General features: G+C 41.4%; 13 protein-coding genes. 11 read left to right on the top strand and 2 right to left on the bottom strand.

Going from position 1 to position 17,395, the window contains the following annotated elements:
* Positions 1-176: 176 nt before the first annotated feature.
* The 8 genes from R4Z09_RS20480 to R4Z09_RS20445 all read left to right on the top strand — a co-directional run bounded on the left by R4Z09_RS20480 (position 177) and on the right by R4Z09_RS20445 (position 8,454).
* Positions 177-1,655 (top strand): DHA2 family efflux MFS transporter permease subunit, encoded by a 1,479-nt coding sequence (locus tag R4Z09_RS20480; protein WP_338448579.1) that lies wholly within the window; start codon positions 177-179, stop codon positions 1,653-1,655.
* Between the two features lie 321 nt (positions 1,656-1,976).
* Positions 1,977-2,624, top strand: coding sequence for a GntR family transcriptional regulator (locus tag R4Z09_RS20475; protein ID WP_338448578.1), 648 nt, complete (start codon positions 1,977-1,979; stop codon positions 2,622-2,624).
* 136 nt (positions 2,625-2,760) lie between these two features.
* Positions 2,761-4,416: a gamma-glutamyltransferase gene (gene ggt / locus R4Z09_RS20470; RefSeq protein WP_338448577.1), complete on the top strand. Its 1,656-nt coding sequence runs from the start codon at positions 2,761-2,763 to the stop codon at positions 4,414-4,416.
* A gap of 64 nt (positions 4,417-4,480) precedes the next feature.
* Positions 4,481-5,062: a chromate transporter gene (locus R4Z09_RS20465; protein WP_338448576.1), complete on the top strand. Its 582-nt coding sequence runs from the start codon at positions 4,481-4,483 to the stop codon at positions 5,060-5,062.
* The gene (locus R4Z09_RS20460) at positions 5,059-5,589 is read left to right on the top strand and encodes a chromate transporter (protein WP_338448575.1); all 531 of its coding nucleotides are present in this window, start codon (positions 5,059-5,061) and stop codon (positions 5,587-5,589) included. Before R4Z09_RS20465 ends, R4Z09_RS20460 begins: the two co-directional genes overlap by 4 nt.
* Before the next feature lie 367 nt (positions 5,590-5,956).
* Positions 5,957-7,150, top strand: coding sequence for a M20 family metallopeptidase (locus tag R4Z09_RS20455; protein ID WP_338448574.1), 1,194 nt, complete (start codon positions 5,957-5,959; stop codon positions 7,148-7,150).
* Between the two features lie 15 nt (positions 7,151-7,165).
* A complete protein-coding gene (locus tag R4Z09_RS20450; RefSeq protein WP_338448573.1) occupies positions 7,166-8,005 on the top strand; it encodes a DUF3100 domain-containing protein in 840 nt (279 codons plus the stop codon).
* A gap of 5 nt (positions 8,006-8,010) precedes the next feature.
* Positions 8,011-8,454, top strand: a complete 444-nt coding sequence (locus tag R4Z09_RS20445; RefSeq protein WP_338448572.1) for a hypothetical protein — start codon at positions 8,011-8,013, stop codon at positions 8,452-8,454.
* A 245-nt stretch (positions 8,455-8,699) separates the two neighbouring features.
* On the opposite strand, the gene R4Z09_RS20440 is transcribed toward R4Z09_RS20445, so the two are convergent.
* Positions 8,700-8,990 (bottom strand): hypothetical protein, encoded by a 291-nt coding sequence (locus tag R4Z09_RS20440; protein WP_338448571.1) that lies wholly within the window; start codon positions 8,988-8,990, stop codon positions 8,700-8,702.
* 321 nt (positions 8,991-9,311) lie between these two features.
* Here R4Z09_RS20440 and R4Z09_RS20435 point away from each other — a divergent pair, with 321 nt between their 5' ends.
* The 3 genes from R4Z09_RS20435 to R4Z09_RS20425 all read left to right on the top strand — a co-directional run bounded on the left by R4Z09_RS20435 (position 9,312) and on the right by R4Z09_RS20425 (position 15,618).
* A complete protein-coding gene (locus R4Z09_RS20435; protein WP_338448570.1) occupies positions 9,312-11,498 on the top strand; it encodes a beta-glucosidase family protein in 2,187 nt (728 codons plus the stop codon).
* Between the two features lie 230 nt (positions 11,499-11,728).
* Positions 11,729-13,852: a glycoside hydrolase family 3 protein gene (locus tag R4Z09_RS20430; RefSeq protein WP_338448569.1), complete on the top strand. Its 2,124-nt coding sequence runs from the start codon at positions 11,729-11,731 to the stop codon at positions 13,850-13,852.
* A 350-nt stretch (positions 13,853-14,202) separates the two neighbouring features.
* Positions 14,203-15,618 (top strand): glycoside-pentoside-hexuronide (GPH):cation symporter, encoded by a 1,416-nt coding sequence (locus R4Z09_RS20425; RefSeq protein WP_338448568.1) that lies wholly within the window; start codon positions 14,203-14,205, stop codon positions 15,616-15,618.
* A 459-nt stretch (positions 15,619-16,077) separates the two neighbouring features.
* Here R4Z09_RS20425 and R4Z09_RS20420 read toward each other — a convergent pair whose 3' ends face one another.
* Entirely contained in the window at positions 16,078-17,259 is a 1,182-nt protein-coding gene (locus tag R4Z09_RS20420) for an ROK family transcriptional regulator (protein ID WP_338448567.1), read from the bottom strand.
* Positions 17,260-17,395 lie beyond the last annotated feature (136 nt).

Here is a 17,395-nt window from a genome sequence, read left to right as displayed (position 1 = left end):
TATTCTTCTACTTTATCAACAAATCTTCTATACTTTGTCAATTAGTATACATATTTTTCAATAATGTAAATGGTCTTTTGCTCATTCACATGTTAGTATCTATTTTATCGACACGGTATCAATTAATTAACTACTTGTCAATTAGGGTCATGTGAAAGGAATGTGAAATCAAATATATGAGTCAACCAGAAAAACAAATAAAAAAGGGAATTCTTCTAACGGTCTTGCTCGTAGGCTGTTTTTTATCCGTCTTGAATCAGACGATATTAAATGTCGCGTTACCAGACTTAATGAAGGAATTTGAGATTGCTGCTACAACTGTCCAATGGTTGTCGACTGGCTTTATGCTGGTCAATGGGATTTTAGTGCCGGTGACCGCTTTTTTAATGAAAAGGTTTACGACCCGTCAGCTTTTCATCAGTTCTATGTGTTTGTTGTTAATCGGTACGTTCGTAAACGCTATTGCACCGGGCTTTGAATTTCTTCTAACAGGGCGTCTGATTCAAGCAGCTGGTGCTGGGATTATTATGCCGCTGCTAATGATGGTTGTCCTATCCGTTTTCCCTGCAGAGGGCCGCGGAACGGCTATGGGAACGATCGGGCTTGCCATCATATTTGCACCGGCAATCGGTCCTGTGTTGTCCGGATTTGTGATCGAGCATTATTCATGGCGCTGGTTATTTATCGGGATGCTGCCGCTTGTCGCTATTATCATCTTGTTAGCACTGAAATTCCTTGTCAATGTATCGGAAACTTCTAAGGCAAAACTCGATACGATCAGTGTCATTCTATCCACAATTGGGTTCGGCGGAATTTTGTTTGGCTTAAGCAGTGCAGGTGATAAAGGCTGGGGAAGTGCAGAAGTATTAATCTATTTGGGGTTAGGTATTATTTTTCTCATCCTATTCTGTTGGCGTCAGATGACTTCGGCTGATCCTTTGCTCAATTTACAAGTCTTCAAGGATAAAATGTTTACATTAACGTCCATTATTCTTACGTTAAATACGATGGTCATGTATGCAGATATGATTTTACTTCCTCTTTACCTGCAGACAAGCAGAGGATTCTCGGTCCTTGATACGGGCTTACTGTTATTGCCTGGAGCGCTCATCAATGCGTTAATGTCACCTATCACCGGCCGTTTATTCGATAAATTTGGTGCTAAACCTTTAGCGCTGATTGGTCTCTGTCTTGCAACCTATGCTACTTGGGAAGTCACGCATCTAAGTGATACGACCAGTTTTACCTATCTAATGGTGAGGACAATTATTTTGCGTATTGGTTTTAGTTTCTTAACCATGCCAATCAATACTGCCGGGCTGAATGCACTTCCGAAAAATCTAAATGCTCATGGATCTGCTGCTACTAATACAGTTCGTCAGCTTGCCGGCGCGATAGGAACGGCACTGGTTGTTACGATTTTGACAACGAGGACGAAGAGTCATGCGGTTGAATTGATGGAGTCCGGCCATGTAATGTCCCAAGCTCAGCTGCTGAAGGAGGCCTCCATTCTTGGTACAAACGATGCTTACTTTTTTATGGTCATTTTAGGTGTCGTAACATTCCTTTTTACGGTATTCATGCCTAATAAAAAGGCTGGGGAAGAGCAAAGTAATGTAGTAGGCGGAGAAAAACTGAAGACAAGCACGGAATGAAAATAGAAGCTGGTTCTACTGCTGTTTTTGAAGTATGGGAACGATATTACGTTTTTATTATAGGAAAGTTAAAAAGACCACTTCCTTCTATCATCTTATATAGAAGGTTAAGGGGTCTTTTTTTGTGGTGGCTTTTGCTTCAAAGGATTCATTCGTGAAGCTCAATTGAGACAGATGTATTGTCCTGAGGAATATATAGTGATCTGGGTCGAGGTGCCTGTCCCCCGACCCTAAGACATATTGCAGAAAAAGTTAACATATGTATTAATTAAATATAAAGTGTGATCACATATCACAAAAAATGGGGGTGAATGCATCGACATGGATCAAAAACAAATTGTAGCGGTCCCTACTCTTGCTCAGGAGGTTTATTCACGTTTGCGTGAAAACATTATGAATGGCGATTTTTCACCAGGTGATAAGATTTCGATACGAAAAATCGCAGAAAAATATGGCGTTAGCACGATGCCGGTGAGGGAAGCACTGAACAAATTGCAATCAGAGGGATTTGTCCATTTTGAAAGAAGAAGTATCTATGTTAGTCAACTTTCAGCAAAAGAATTAATTGAAATTTTTAAGATTCGAATCAACTTAGAAAAAATGGCGATGGAATGGTCGTACCCAAATATCGGAGAGAAGGAAATAGATGAGTTATCGAAGATGGTAAAAGAAATGGATCACAAAATTCATTCTCCTATTGAATGGAATGTTTTAAACAAACAATTTCATACAAAGATTTATTCCTATTCCGATTCGAAACCGATGTTAGAGATATTGAACACCGTATGGGGAAGGGTTGAACCCTATATGAACATTTATTCCACATCAGCTTATTACTTATCTTTATCACAAAAAGAACATAATCAAATGATTGACTATATGGCGAGGAAAGAATTGGATTTATTATTATCATTAACGATTGATCATATTCAAAAGACATGTGATGCCATTTTAGAAAAGTTACCTTAATCACTTTGGAGAAACGTTTTTAAAAAATTAAAACAAAAGGGGGAGAAGGTGAGGGCAGTTTTCTTGTTTTGTGAAATGGAGAATATTAGGGAAACAGGAGAACCGTCCCTCTGCTTCTTAAATGAGGAGGATGGGTATGAATTACAGAATTAAGCAGTCTTATCGTCCGACTACTATGGCGCCGAATGCGATGGTTACGACTCCGCATTATTTGGCTTCTCAGGCGGGGTTGAAGGTTCTTCAAGAAGGAGGGAATGCGGTTGAAGCAGCTATCGCAGCTGCATCAACGATCGGTGTGGTTTACCCGCATATGAATGGAGTGGGCGGGGATAATTTTTGGCTTGTCTATAATAAGAAAAAGAAAGAATTAAAGGCGTTAAATAGCAGTGGACGTTCAGGAGAAAAGACAAGTATTTCCTTTTATAAGAATCAGGGTTACAATAAAATTCCAGCTAGAGGAGCGCTTGCTGCAAATACCGTTCCTGGGGCAGTAGCTGGCTGGGAAAAGGCGTTTCAATATTCACAAACAGAAATGAATGGAACGTACGGTTGGGGCCAATTGCTGCAAACTTCTATTCAGTATGCAAAAGAGGGCTTTCCAGTTACACCTAGTCAGGAATACTGGACAAATGTCAATCTCGATCAACAAGATGATGAATTTAGACATCTGCAACGTTTTTCGGAGTTTCAAAGAATCTTTTTAAAGCCGGATGGATTAGCTTATCAAGCTGGAGAATTGATGAAACAACATGATTTAGCGTTAACATTAGAAGGCATTGCCAGTGAGGGAAGTGCTTATCTTTATCAAGGTGAACTAGCTAAATTAATAGCTGAGGATCTTCAAAATAATGGCGGTTTGTTAACCTATCAGGATTTTCTAAATCACCGCTCTGAGTGGGTGGATCCCATTTCCATCCGTTATCGGGGCTGCCAGGTCTATAATGTCCCGCCAAATTCGCAAGGCTTTGCTTCGCTTTCCATCCTGAACATTTTGAATCATTTTGATTTGTCTTATATTGAAGAAGGCTCTGCTGACTATTATCATTTACTTACAGAGGCAACTAAACTAGCATTCTCTGACCGTGATCAATATTTAACCGATCCGGATTTTTCCCACATTCCGTTGGATGAATTATTATCTGTAAAAAGAGGAATGGATTTAGCCAGTTTGATTGATCTTACTCGTGTGAAAAAGCTAGAAAAACAGTTAGACCCAAAAGGAGATACGATATGGCTGGGAGTCGTGGATCAAGAGGGGAATGCGGTTTCGTTGATTCAAAGTATTTACCATGAATTTGGTTCTGGTTTTATCCCTAAAAATACAGGAATTGTTTTACAAAACCGGGGCAGCTTTTTCTCATTAGATGAGAACCATATAAATTCCTTGCAGCCGAAAAAACGGACCTACCATACATTAAACCCGGCCATGTTGTTTAAAAATGACGAACCTTACTTAGTGTATGGCACGATGGGAGGAGAAGGACAGCCGCAAACACAAGCAGCACTTGTGACGAGAATTCTTGATTATGATTTTCCTGTTCAGGCCGCGATTGAAGCTCCAAGGTGGCTGTATGGAAGAACATGGGGTGCTTCGTCAAACAGCTTGAAGCTGGAAGGAAGGATTGACAAAGAGGTTGTTTTGAATATCCAACGTAGAGGTCATGAAGTAGAGGTTCTTGATGAATTTACAGATGTGATGGGTCATGCTGGAGCCATAAAAATAGATGAGAAAACGGGAGTGAAGTTCGGAGGTGCTGATCCAAGGGGGGACGGGGCAGCGATAGGATTTTAATAGCATTGAAACTTTTACTCTCATATTTAATGATCGTTTTAAATGAATAAAGGTGGTTTAGTAAATGAAGCTTTATATCAATATATTTATTGCATTTTTCCGATCTGGAATTTTAGGATTTGGAGGAGGCCCGTCAGCGATTCCATTGGTCCATAAAGAAGTGGTCGGTACCTTCAAGTGGATGGATGATGAACAATTTAGTGATGTATTAGCGCTGGGAAATACGTTACCCGGTCCGATTAATACGAAAATGGCCGGTTATATTGGTTACCGGGTCGGCGGCATGATGGGACTAATCGTTGCGCTGATTGCAACCGCATTACCAACCGTTCTGTTGATGCTGGCATTATTAACCTCTTTTAATCAATTCAAAGATAACCCAAGAGTACAAGGAATGACACATGCAGTGGTTCCTATTGTAGGCGTCATGATGGGTGTATTGACTTGGAGTTTTTTGAAAAAGACAAAGAGTGGGTTGGGCTGGAAAAATGGAAGCATTCTTTTAATCGGATGCTTAATCAGTATTGTTGTTCTTCACATTCATCCAGGAGTGGTTATTGGGTTGTTATTAGTTGGGGCTTTAGTTTTACCAGAAAAGAAAAAGGAAATCAAAGTACATGTCGAAGGAAAAAGTGAGAGCTTATGATTTATTTACAAATATTTTTAGCCTTTTTGATCCCTGGAATCGTTGGATATGGAGGCGGCCCTGCTTCCATTCCGTTAATTGAACACGAGGTTGTCAACCGTTATGGCTGGATGACAACCAGTCAGTTTAGTGAGGTGCTGGCATTAGGAAATTCCTTACCGGGCCCCATTGCGACGAAAATGGCAGGATATATTGGGTTTGAAGTGGGAGGAGTATTAGGTTCGGTTGTAGCCTTGTTTGCCACGGTGGCTCCATCCTTGATTTTAATGGTGTTATTATTAAGTCTGATCTATCGCTACAAAGATTCACCAAGGGTAAAGCGATTGTCAAAAGTGGTTCTACCTGCTGTGGCGATATTAATGGGAACTCTTACCTTTGACTTTTTCCATGAAGCTTATTCATCAAACGGACTTTGGGAAACGATTTTTATTGCGATTTTAACCTTATTGTTATTAGAAAAATGGAAAGTGCATCCTGCATTTGTCATTATCGGAGGACTTGTTTTTGGAGCGATCTTCTTAGCGTAAAAATAAGGCTGCTGATAAACAATACTCAGGTAAAAAAGATGTTAACCACAAATGGTTAGCATCTTTTTTATTGGATCGGAGGTGGGTCGGAGGGACAGGCACCGCGACCCATTCTATGTCCTTCTCTAACGAACTGGGTCGCGGTGCCTGTCCCCTCGACCCACTTGATAATTTTATTCTGAAATACCAATCATTTTATTCCATATGTGGTAATGAACACCAGTAATCCTATTAATTTTAAAAAAATATAACCTTTTTTATATATGAAATATTCAATAAATATTTACTTAATATAATATTTGCGATAGTATAATAACAAATTATTGTTCATTCAAAAAATACAGTTGTAGTTTTAGGGGGGATTTATATGTCATTCGATCTATTAAATGATGACATTAAAAGATTAGTAGAAAGGGCATTTGATGATGCGGTTCGGTATAGAAGGCAGTTTCATGCCAACCCAGAGTTAGGGTATCAGGAATTCAAAACCTCCGCGGCGATTTCTACTTACCTGGAGGAACTAGGCTATGAAGTACAAACAGGTCTGGCAGGTACAGGTGTCGTTGGGGTTCTTAGAGGAACGCAAGAGAAGCCGGTTATTGCTTTTCGCTCCGACATGGATGCACTGCCTATTTTAGAAAAAACAAACGCAGCATTCGCTTCGCAGAATGAAAATGTTATGCATGCGTGCGGGCATGACATGCATATGGGAACATTGCTTGGGGCAGCGAAAGCATTGTCTCTTATTAAAGACCAGATCCCCGCAAAAATTAAATTGATTTTTCAACCGGCAGAGGAAATGCTTTGCGGTGGAAGAAAAATGGTTGAAGACGGCGCGTTAAAAAACCCGGATGTGGACTTTATTTATGGCTTCCATGTATGGCCTGATCTGCCGCTCGGTACAATCGGCTTCAAAGGCGGCCCAATTATGGCGAGCATGGATACGTTCCAAGTGACTTTAAAAGGCCGTTCAGGACATGGGGCCCAGCCGCATCAGGGGATTGATGCCATCATCGGCGGTGCGCAAATCTTGACAGCCCTGCAATCGATTGTCAGCCGGAATACAGACCCGCTCGATTCAGTCGTTATTACAGTTGGTACGTTTACGGCAGGAGATGGTTTTAATATCATTCCTGAAACAGCCCAATTTAATGGAACAATCCGAACGCTAAGCAAGGAAACGCGTAATCGCGTCGAGAATGATTTCAGACGAATTGTTAATGGAATTGCTTCAGCAATGGCATTAGAAGCGGAAATTTCCTTTTCCTCTGATTATCCAGTGACGATCAATTCCTTCGAACATGCAGAACACGCTGGAAACTTGGCAGCGGAGCTTTTTGGCGAAAAGGCAGTTGAACATCTAGAAATTCCAAGTATGGGCAGTGAGGATTTTGCTTATTATCTGGAAAATGTTCCAGGATCCTTTATGTTCCTTGGGGTAAAAGATGATCAAGGCGGCGCTTATAAGCTGCACAATGACCATTTCTTACCTGAGGAAGAAGCCATGAAATACGGAATGTCCTTATATATTGCTCTGGCATTAAATCCATATTCTAACTAACGGAGTGGGAAAACTATGAAAAGTGAAGTGTTAAAAAACTGGAGAATCCATCTTATTGTTCTCGTTTTAGTGTGTTTGGCAGAATGGGTCGGTGTGAAGCAGTTTGACCTTGGGATTGGTACAATCGCCTTATTCCCAATGCTTTATGTGCTGGTTGTAGGGGCAATCCTCAGCCTTCCTAAATTTAATTTTATTAAACTGCCAGAAATGAATGCAGCATCTAGTATTCTTGGCGTGTCCTTTATGATATTTGTTGTGAAATTAGGCACACAAATCGGACCATCCATTTCATCCATTCTTGATTCTGGTGTCATTTTACTTTTACAAGAGGTTGGCCATTTCTTAGGAACCATTGCCCTAGGGCTGCCTATCGCATTATGGATTGGGATGAAGCGGGAAGCCATTGGTGCAACGTTCTCGATTGATCGTGAGCCAAATTTAGCGATTATTTCGGAAAAATACGGTGCGGATTCACCTGAAACCCGAGGCGCTTTAGGGGTATATGTATGCGGTACCTTGTTTGGTGCTATCTATTTAGCTATTGTTGCCAGTATCATTGCAAGCACAGGCTGGTTTCATCCGATTTCCTTGGCAATGGGAGCCGGAGTTGGTTCCGGCAGTATGATGGCAGCGATGACAGGTGCGATTTCTTCCATCTTTCCTGATGCAGCAAACGACGTCGCCATATTTGCAGGAGCAGCCAATTTAATTACATCTATTGTTGGCACGTATGTCTGTGTTTTCTTCTCATTGCCATTAACAGCTTATTTATATAAAAAATTAGAACCCGTTTTAGGCAGACGTTCGAAAAAGAATGGTACAGAAGTGCAACGAGATAGTAAAATTGGGAGTTGAGAACCATGTTGGATAAAACATACACATTTATTTTAGTCGGCATCATCGCCCTGATCGGGAACTGGATCGGGTATGATATTTCACCAATCGATGCACTTCCGGGAATTGTCATTATTATCATTATTTCAATCTTAGGTATTGTAATCGATAAAATCCTACCATTCCATATCCCGGTTGTCGTATGGGTATCAGTTATTGCCATTTTAATTACAAGCCCCATCTTCCCTGGAAATGCATACTTTGCTGAAAAAACAGCTCTGGTCAATTTCATGGCATTAGCAACACCGATTTTAGCCTATGCGGGTCTATCCTTCGGTAAAGACTTAAAAGAATTCAAAAAACTAGGCTGGCGGATTGTCGTTGTTTCACTAGTCGTATACACAGGAACCTTCCTATTTGCTACTGTTATCGCAGAAATAGGCTTCCGAATCACAGGGAAATTCGGATGATTGGATCGAAATGGGTTGATGGGACAGGCCCCTTGACCCAAAATGAAGCTGTAATTTTAGGAAAGCAATGTATTGGTAGCTGGTAATAAATTAGCATGTTTTTGATTTTTATACACAGCAAAAAAGACAGTCACTCCCAGGAAAAAGAGATGGGGACTGTCTTTTTTTATGCATAAAACCACCGTATTCCATGAATCTCCTGAAATATTACGATGAGAAAAATAGTAGTAGCTGGGTCAAGATATCTATCCCCTTGACCCATTCTTTATTTCATGGAAAAGGCCAACAATAATATCAATGTTATTATCAATAAAGTTCAGTCGTTCTCTTGAAACCTGTGACCACTCACTGGATAGATGGCTGGCCGATAAAATATGTCTAATGCTAAATGTATAGGTATGATGCAATTCTGAAATGACATAGCTCATGCCGGCATGAGGTTCTTTACTCACAATGCTTTCGACATCCTTCTTTAACCAATCTGGCGCCGCCTGAACCGATTTCTTTAACAGCCGTTCATACTCTTCTTTAAACATGACTTTTCTCCTTATATAAGTTCATAAAATCCACAGTTATCCCGCTTTTTAAAACTAATTTTAGTTTATCCCAAATGTAGAATGGTTTAATATTTTTCCTTTGATTAATTGGAAAAATTTATTTTTGTAATCGATTCTTTTTATTTCAGATTAGTCGAAATAACCGGGTCAATGAACCTGTCCCTTTGACACTAAAGATACATATTTCAATTGGAAATGGTTAAGATTATGATGGCATGGAAGGATTTTGTAAAGAGGCTAAATAGATACTAAAGTTACCACTTATTTCAATAAAAAACAATGTTTGAGGAGAGTTCTACTATGAAGAATGAACATACTGCTGACTCTGTTTCTCATCAAAATGGTTCGTTTCCGTGGATGGATCAGTCGCTGCCTCCACGAGAGCGTGCCGAGATGCTCGTAGCTGCCATGACCTTGGAGCAGAAGATCGCCCAGCTTCACGGTGCGATGGAGACAATCAACATCTACGCCTTGCCGACTGCGGATGAAATGAATGCTATGAGTCAGGAGGAGCAAGACAAGCTCTTTGCCCAGCTCCAAGTGCAGCGCCATGTAAAGGGGATTGAAGAGCTAGGGATCCCGCGCTTTCGAATTACAAACGGGCCGGTAGGTGTGGGGATGGGTGACGGACACCCAAGCCCGCCCGCTACAGCATTGCCGATGACCATTGGTCTGGCTGCCGGATTTGATCCTGAGCTTGCCCGTGAGTATGGGGACATCATTGGTTCGGAGACAGCAACGCTTGGTCAGCACGTGCTTGAAGGGCCGGGTGTTTGTCTGCACAGAACCCCGATTGCCGGTCGTAATTTCGAGTATTTCTCAGAAGATCCGTACCTTTCCGGGGTGATGGGTGTCGAAGTGACTAAGGCCATCCAAGCGCATAATGTGATTGCTATGGGCAAGCATTATGTGGTTAATGATCAGGAGTACGAGCGCTTCCGCACAAGTGTCGAAGTGGATGAGCATGTGCTCCGCGAGCTGTACCTGCTGCCGTTCGAAATGCTGGTCAAAGATGCCGAGATTGCTGCGATCATGAGTGCCTACAATCGCGTTCGAGGCGTTTACGCCACCGAGAACCGCTACCTGCTGAATGACATTCTCCGTGACGAGTGGGGGTTCAAAGGCTATGTGCAGTCCGATTTCTGGTCCTGCCGATCCACTGCTGCGTCGCTGACCGCAGGCATGGACCATGAAATGCCAGATGCCAAGTGGTGCAATGAGACAAACGTCAAGAATGCGCTCGAGGACACCAGCCTCGAGATTCAGACCGTAGACCGGGCGTTGGTTCGCCGCTTCACCCAGATGTTCCGTTTCGATCAGTTCGAGCGCCCTTACAACCCTGGAGTCATCGATGCGAAGGGGCATGGAGCCATCTCCCGGAAAATCGGTTCGCAGACAGCTGTCCTCCTGAAGAACGAAGGCGGAGTCCTGCCGCTCGACCCGAAAGCCTATGGCTCGATCGTGATCATCGGTCAGTCTGAGTTCGTCGACGACGCCTGCAATGGCGGCGGCGGTTCGTCAAAGGTCATTCCGCTCTACACGGTTCCACCAGTTGAGGGCATGCAGGAAGTCCTGCGCGGTCTTGGTTCGGACGCAACAGTAAGCAAGGTCACAGTCGAAAAAGACCTGTCAAACCTTGAGGAGGCGAAGTCGGCTGCAGCCGAAGCCGATTTAGTCATCCTGATGGCTGGCTTGGTCGCATCCGAGGGTGCTGATTTGCCAAGTCCAAATATGCTTAACGATCAAAACCGTATGCTCGACGAACTCCTGGAAGTTAACCAGCACACGGTTCTGGTCATGAAGGACAGCAGCCCTGTGATGATGCCATGGATTACCAAGGCCCCGGGGATTCTGGAAGCGTGGAACCAGGGGACTGAAGATGGCCATGTTGTTGCCGACATTCTTTTCGGCGTTGTCAATCCATCTGGCAAGGTGCCTACTACCTACGCGGCATCTGAGGAAGAGCTCTTGTACGCCGGCTACCCTGAACGCTATCCCGGCACCGACGAAGGCAATGGTTTTCCGGTCATCCGTTACTCTGAGGGTCTCAACATGGGATACCGCTGGTTCCAATCCCAGGGAATCAAGCCGCTATTTCCGTTCGGCTTCGGTATGTCCTACACGTCCTTTGGGCTTTCCGGATTCTCAGTAACGCCGGCCCAGTCGGATGGCAAGGCTCCGATAACGGTGAAGGTTACCGTGACCAATACTGGGAAGATAGCAGGGGCTGAGGTTGTCCAGGTCTATCTAGGTATTCCTTTAGCAGGGCAGCCGCCTAAGCGACTGGTCGGGTTCCAGAAGCTGTTTCTTGAGCCGGAGCAGTCACAGGATGTTACGATCACGATTGACCCGTCCGCCACAAATCATCCAATGGGTGTGTGGGACTACTGCGACCGTGATTTCGTCGTGCAGCCTGGCGAATATACACTTTACCTAGGTACATCCAGCGAAGATACTCCTTTCGAAGCGACGGTAGTCGTTGTCTAACATTAGATCTATGAAAAGAAACGGATTCAGTAGGAAAAAAGAAAAGTAAATGCATGATAGAAAAATAACCTTCTTGAGAAGGATCCGTTCCATAAGGTGTCAGGTACCTACAACGAACCGATATCCAGTTCTGACTTTGATACAAAGTGAAACCGAATGGTGGGACCTGGCACCTTTGTTTTTTGAACAACAATCCCTTCTTTTAATTAAAAACCTTAGGAGGCATTTCATTGGAACATAAGCATATACAACCTGATTTAGAAGTCCGGGTGAAGAATATCATTGAAGATAATGGGCTGCAATTTAAAGATTTAAATAATAATGGGAAACTTGATCCTTACGAGGATTGGCGTTTAAGTCCAAGAGAACGGGCGGAGAACCTAGTCTCATTGATGGATATTGATGAAAAGATCGGCATGATGCTTATCAATACACGTCAGATGGGGCTCTCTCAAAAAGATAAGAGTAAGACAAGTCATGATGGTGTACTCGACGAAGGGATTATGGAAAAAGGTGAAACGATTTTTGCTATTTCCAAAATCTATGGAACAACCCATACGATTGAAAATATGCATTTGCGTCATTTCATTCTTCGAGATAATTGGAGCCCCGCTCAAATGGCAGAATGGGTTAATAAAATGAATGAAGTATGTGAGGGAACTCGTCTTGGAATTCCTTGTTTGATCGCATCGAATTCCAGAAACGAAAATACTGAATTCATCTTTGGGATGAATGATGCAGCGGGGATTTTTTCTACATGGCCTGGAACATTAGGACTCGCCGCCGCAGCGAAAGGAGATATAAAAAATGGTGGTGATGCTACACTTATCAGCCAATTTTCTAAAGTCGCACGTGAAGAGTGGAATGCTGTTGGAATCAGAAAAGGTTATATGTATATGGCTGATACGGTTACAGACCCTAGGTGGCAGCGAATCTACGGGACGTTTGGCGAGGACCCGGAATTTATTTCAGATGTGATTGGCCGCCTCATTGACGGATTTCAAGGGGAGGAATTAGGAGAGGATAGCATTGCCCTGACTACAAAGCATTTTCCGGGAGGCGGAGCACGAGAAAATGGGTTTGATCCTCATTATGAAGAGGGAAAATGGAATTTATACCCAACCCCAGGAAGCTTAGAAAATTATCACTTGCCGCCGTTTCGGGCAGCGGTTGAACATGGAACCTCATCGATTATGCCGTATTATTCTATTCCTAGTATCAAGAAAAGTGTGGTTCAAGAATTTGAAGGGGAAGACATTCCTTTCGAAGAGGTCGGTTTTACATTTAATCATTATTTCTTAAACTATATCCTAAGAGGAAAATTAGGATTCAAAGGCTATGTCAATAGCGACAGCGGCATAACGGAAAAAATGAGTTGGGGTGTTGAAAACCTAAGCGAGGCGGAACGCTTTGCAAAAGCGATTAATGCGGGGACGGATCTTATTTCTGATATAAATGATATCGTAAACCTGAAAAAAGCCATCGAAAATAGCTGGATTAGCGAAAAACGCATAGATGAAGCCAATATACGACTTCTAGTAGAAATGTTTGCGCTAGGATTATTCGATGACCGCACTTATGTTTCACCAGAAAATGCTGCTTCTGTGGTAAGTAATCCAGCAAACTGGGAGGCCGCCTATGAAGCTCATAAAAAGTCGGTAACCGTCCTTAAAAATCATCATCAAACATTACCTTTAACAACTGAAAAGCATGGAAATAAGAAGGTTTATGTTGAAGTTTTCCACAAGGAACCAGAACGAGCGGCTGCTTACACGGAAAAGGCAAGGGAGGAATGTCAGGAGTTTGGCCAATTTACCTTAACCGATAACTATGAAGAAGCCGATGCTGCTATTTTATTTTTAAGTCCAAAATCTGGAGCGTATTTCAACGCAACACCTGGACTTTTAGAGCTTGAAATATGTGAGAATAAAACATTAACGGCTATAGATGGGTCCACTTATCAAGAAACTACGTTAACTGGTATGGATCATCTTAAGGAAGTTGCCGACACAGTCCATGTTCGAGGAGGAAAAGTCATTATATGTGTGAATTTCATCCTGCCATGGATACTTGGAAATGTGGAACCTTTAGCAGATGCAGTAATTGCTGGATATGATACGTACTATAAGGCGCATTTTGAGGTGATAGCGAACAATTTCATGCCAGTCGGTGTATTACCGTTGACACTGCCAGCAAGTGAAGCTGTAATTGCCGTCGATGAAAAAGGCAATTGTGTATCAAGAAACGATGTACCAGGCTATGACAAGGACAAATACATGCCTGAAGGCCTTGAATATGCATACAAGGACAGCGATGGGAATATCTATAAACTTGGTCATGGACTAACCTATTAATTAACTCATGGGTCAGGGGCTGCATCTTCCCGCAGAAAGACCAAAGGGGAGATATATAAATGAAACCGTTCCCTCGACCCAAAATCTTACATAAAGCGCTTTCAAAAAAGTTATTGACGGATGAATCGGACGGTGATATTCTTAGTCTACAGTTAATTTGTTAGTTCATTAAACAAACTAATTAGTAATATTAACCAATCTCGAGATGGATGGGTATATTTGAAAAAAATTTCCATATGTCGTACCTTGGGAGGAAATTTTGACAAAACTTGAATCTTACTTTAAGGGTTTCATTGGTATTCAATTTAACGTTAAAACAAATAATATTTTAAAAAGTGGGGGAGATACAAATGGGTCAAGCCGCAAGAAAGTTAACTGATATTTCTGCTCCAAATACGAGTGAAACAGCATATCGTCCTTTTGGAATTAATGATAAATTAGGTTATATGTTTGGTGATTTTGGAAACGATTTCTTTTTTATGCTAGTAGCCTCATTCTTAATGGTCTATTATACAGACGTCTATGGGCTTAACCCTGCATTTGTCGGAACGCTTTTCTTAGTTGCACGATTATGGGATGCCGTAGCCGATGTTGCATGGGGACGCTTTATTGACACAAGAAAAACAGGGAAAAATGGTAAGTTTAGACCGTGGATTTTTAGAATGTCATTTCCGCTTGTAATCATGGGCGTGTTAATGTTCGTGCATATTCCAGGGATGTCCACCGGATTTTATGAAGCATATGCATTTGTAACGTATATTTTATGGGGAACTTTATATAGTACTGTGAATATTCCATATGGTTCCATGGCTTCTGTCCTAACAAGTGATCCTGTTGAACGTACATCTTTATCAAGTTTCCGTACGCTAGGAGCAAACTTAGCCGGATTAATCATTAACGTAGTTGGTCCAATGATTCTATTTGTTAATAATAAAGCAGTTTCTGACCGTTTCTTATTCGGAGCCATTTTATTCGGTATTTTATCATTGGCTTGTTATATGGCATGCTATAAAATGTCTGTTGAACGTATTGTTATGCCTGAATCAGATAAAGAAAGATTAAATTTAGGACAGACCCTGAAAGGTCTTTTGAAAAATAAGCCATTACTTTGGATTCTCATTGCATCATTAATATTTATGGTTTGTTTTATGTTAATCGGCGTTGTAAACGTTTACTTATTTAAAGATTATTTTGGCAACGCAAAAGCATTAAGTATCGTGGGGCTCCTTCAATCGGTTGCAGTATTTGTCGGTATGCCATTGGTTAAACCTCTGGTAGCAAAATTCGGGAAAAAAGAAGTCGCAGCAAGCGGTATATTGCTAGCAGCAGTTGTATATGGTGTTTTATACCTTTTACCAAACTTGTCTTCTACACAATTTATCGGGATTTTAGCAATTGCCATGTTTGGCTATGGATTGTTTAATTTAGTCATCTGGGCATTTGTAACAGACGTTATTGATTATCATGAATATCTAACTGGTTTACGTGAAGATGCAACCGTTTATTCGATCTATTCTATGGCTCGTAAGGTCGGTCAAGCAATTGCCGGGGGTGTCGGCGGATTTGCCATAGCAGCAGTTGGGTATCAGGCAGGAAATCCACATCAATCACAAGGTACACTAGAAGGGATTCATGCCCTTGGTACATTAGTGCCTGCCGTTGTTTTAGTAGTGATTTTCTTAATTTTAGTTTTCCTATATCCATTAAATAAGAAACGCACACTTCAGCTTGCTGCCGACTTAGCTGAAAAGAGAAAAACTAAATAGGAGAAGAGGGGGAAGATAGTCAGAGGACTATCTTCTTTTTTAATAAAAAACTCCCTAAAAATTTTGATGTGCAAAAAGCATGGTAATCTTATATTTCTCTAAGCCCATATAAAACCTAAAATCAACGTTTTTTTAAAAGGAAATAAGTTATTTATGTAACTTGAAAATACTTAAGATATTAGGAGGAAAGAGATATGAGAATTCATAGGCGGAGAATTTCCGGCTAATGTATATAGTAGGGGCTTAAGAAGCAGATATAATCGGAGATATTCCGGTTAACTGCTCTAAATAAGACAAAATCTAAAGATTTGGATAATATAAACGGAAAAACTCTCTTTATTTTTCAAATACAGGGAAATCAACATTCAGAGAGCCAATAATATAACATCAAATAAAAAATAGGGTGAGAAAATTACTGAGATTTCGCACCCTATTTACTGTTTTACACCTGAGAACCCGTTAATTAACATTCAGTTTTCCCGTTTCATAAGGTAAATTCAGCATGGGAACATCAAGGAAATGTTTAATCGCCATGGCACAGGCACCAAGTATGCATGATTTTTTTCCAATGGACGAGATCGATAATTCACGATAATGACTCATGAAAGAATGTAAATTTCCTTTGATTTTCTCCAGTGCATCGGGATACATTCTCAATAATTCACTATCGAGCACCAGTACGTCAGGGTTGTACATATTGATCATATTATTTAATCCGATGGAGAGATAGTAAATAGATTGCTCCATCAGTTCCATTACTTCCTCGTCGCCTTCATCGAGCCAATTTTGAATGTGTTCATAGCTGAGGTTTTTGATTTGTTTTTTCTCTGCTAGATATTCAAAAATGCTTGATTCGGAAGCGTATCTCTCCCAGCACCCTTTATTTCCGCACTTGCACGGTCTTCCTTCGGGGACGATAATCATATGTCCGGCTTCACCGGCAAATCCATCATGCCCGCGAAAAAAATCATTCTTCATCATCATCCCAAGTCCGATGCCTGAATAAAGGGTCGCACATAACAGGTTTTCTGTTTCATGGTGGCAATATACCCTTTCAGCAAAGGAGCTTAAGTTTGCATTGTTTTCTATGTATACGTCTATACTGATTTCTTTTTTTAAATCATTTTTTAAATCAATTTCGTTCCAGCCAAGCCGTGGTATAAAGTGAATGACCTCATCTTTGGCTACAAGTCCATGTATCGATATGGCTGCCCCGACAATGCCGTAGCGGCTGTCCGTATACTCTGCTTGGTATTTTTTCATTTGCTCCAATAAAATTTGAAGAATCTCGGTATATTCGGTTGTGTTTATTTCGATGATTGTAGAATGAACAAGCTGTCCCAAAAGATCGGATAATGAAAATGAAATTTTTCCGTAATCCAGATCAATCCCAAGAGCGTAGCCTGCCTGGCCGTTTAAAGAAAGCATGATGGGTTTCCTGCCGACAGTATTGTGCTCAAGCATGGTTTCTACGATCAACCCTTCCTCTAAGAGGTCCGCAACCTGTGCGGAAATCGTTGCTCGTGTCAAGGCAGTAACCTTGGATAAATCCGCTCTTGAAATCATGCCTTCTTTAATAATCTCTTTAATAATGAAAGAACGATTGATTTTTTTTATGTATGCCGCATCACCGGTTATCATTTATATCCTCCATTTCAAAGCCAACTCCCTTGATGTTATTATAACAAAGATTTATAAATGTTCATTCATAATCCGTTAATTGACGAAGCATACTAAACATGTTAAGTTAAGTATACAATTAATTTGTTCACTAAAC

The organism is Niallia oryzisoli (assembly GCF_036670025.1).
Taxonomy (GTDB): domain Bacteria; phylum Bacillota; class Bacilli; order Bacillales; family Cytobacillaceae; genus Bacillus_BD; species Bacillus_BD oryzisoli.
The sequence above is the reverse complement of the archived record's forward strand: the minus strand, read 5'-3'. Positions and strand labels throughout refer to the sequence as shown.

Excerpts from the sequence above, each read along its gene's own strand:
- R4Z09_RS20480 (WP_338448579.1), top strand. The coding sequence starts at position 177 with ATGAGTCAACCAGAAAAACAAATAAAAAAGGGAATTCTTCTAACGGTC.
- R4Z09_RS20450 (WP_338448573.1), top strand. The coding sequence starts at position 7,166 with ATGAAAAGTGAAGTGTTAAAAAACTGGAGAATCCATCTTATTGTTCTC.
- R4Z09_RS20440 (WP_338448571.1), bottom strand. The coding sequence starts at position 8,990 with ATGTTTAAAGAAGAGTATGAACGGCTGTTAAAGAAATCGGTTCAGGCG.
- R4Z09_RS20455 (WP_338448574.1), top strand. The coding sequence starts at position 5,957 with ATGTCATTCGATCTATTAAATGATGACATTAAAAGATTAGTAGAAAGG.
- R4Z09_RS20475 (WP_338448578.1), top strand. The coding sequence starts at position 1,977 with ATGGATCAAAAACAAATTGTAGCGGTCCCTACTCTTGCTCAGGAGGTT.
- R4Z09_RS20445 (WP_338448572.1), top strand. The coding sequence starts at position 8,011 with ATGTTGGATAAAACATACACATTTATTTTAGTCGGCATCATCGCCCTG.
- R4Z09_RS20425 (WP_338448568.1), top strand. The coding sequence starts at position 14,203 with ATGGGTCAAGCCGCAAGAAAGTTAACTGATATTTCTGCTCCAAATACG.
- R4Z09_RS20465 (WP_338448576.1), top strand. The coding sequence starts at position 4,481 with ATGAAGCTTTATATCAATATATTTATTGCATTTTTCCGATCTGGAATT.
- R4Z09_RS20420 (WP_338448567.1), bottom strand. The coding sequence starts at position 17,259 with ATGATAACCGGTGATGCGGCATACATAAAAAAAATCAATCGTTCTTTC.
- ggt (WP_338448577.1), top strand. The coding sequence starts at position 2,761 with ATGAATTACAGAATTAAGCAGTCTTATCGTCCGACTACTATGGCGCCG.
- R4Z09_RS20460 (WP_338448575.1), top strand. The coding sequence starts at position 5,059 with ATGATTTATTTACAAATATTTTTAGCCTTTTTGATCCCTGGAATCGTT.
- R4Z09_RS20435 (WP_338448570.1), top strand. The coding sequence starts at position 9,312 with ATGAAGAATGAACATACTGCTGACTCTGTTTCTCATCAAAATGGTTCG.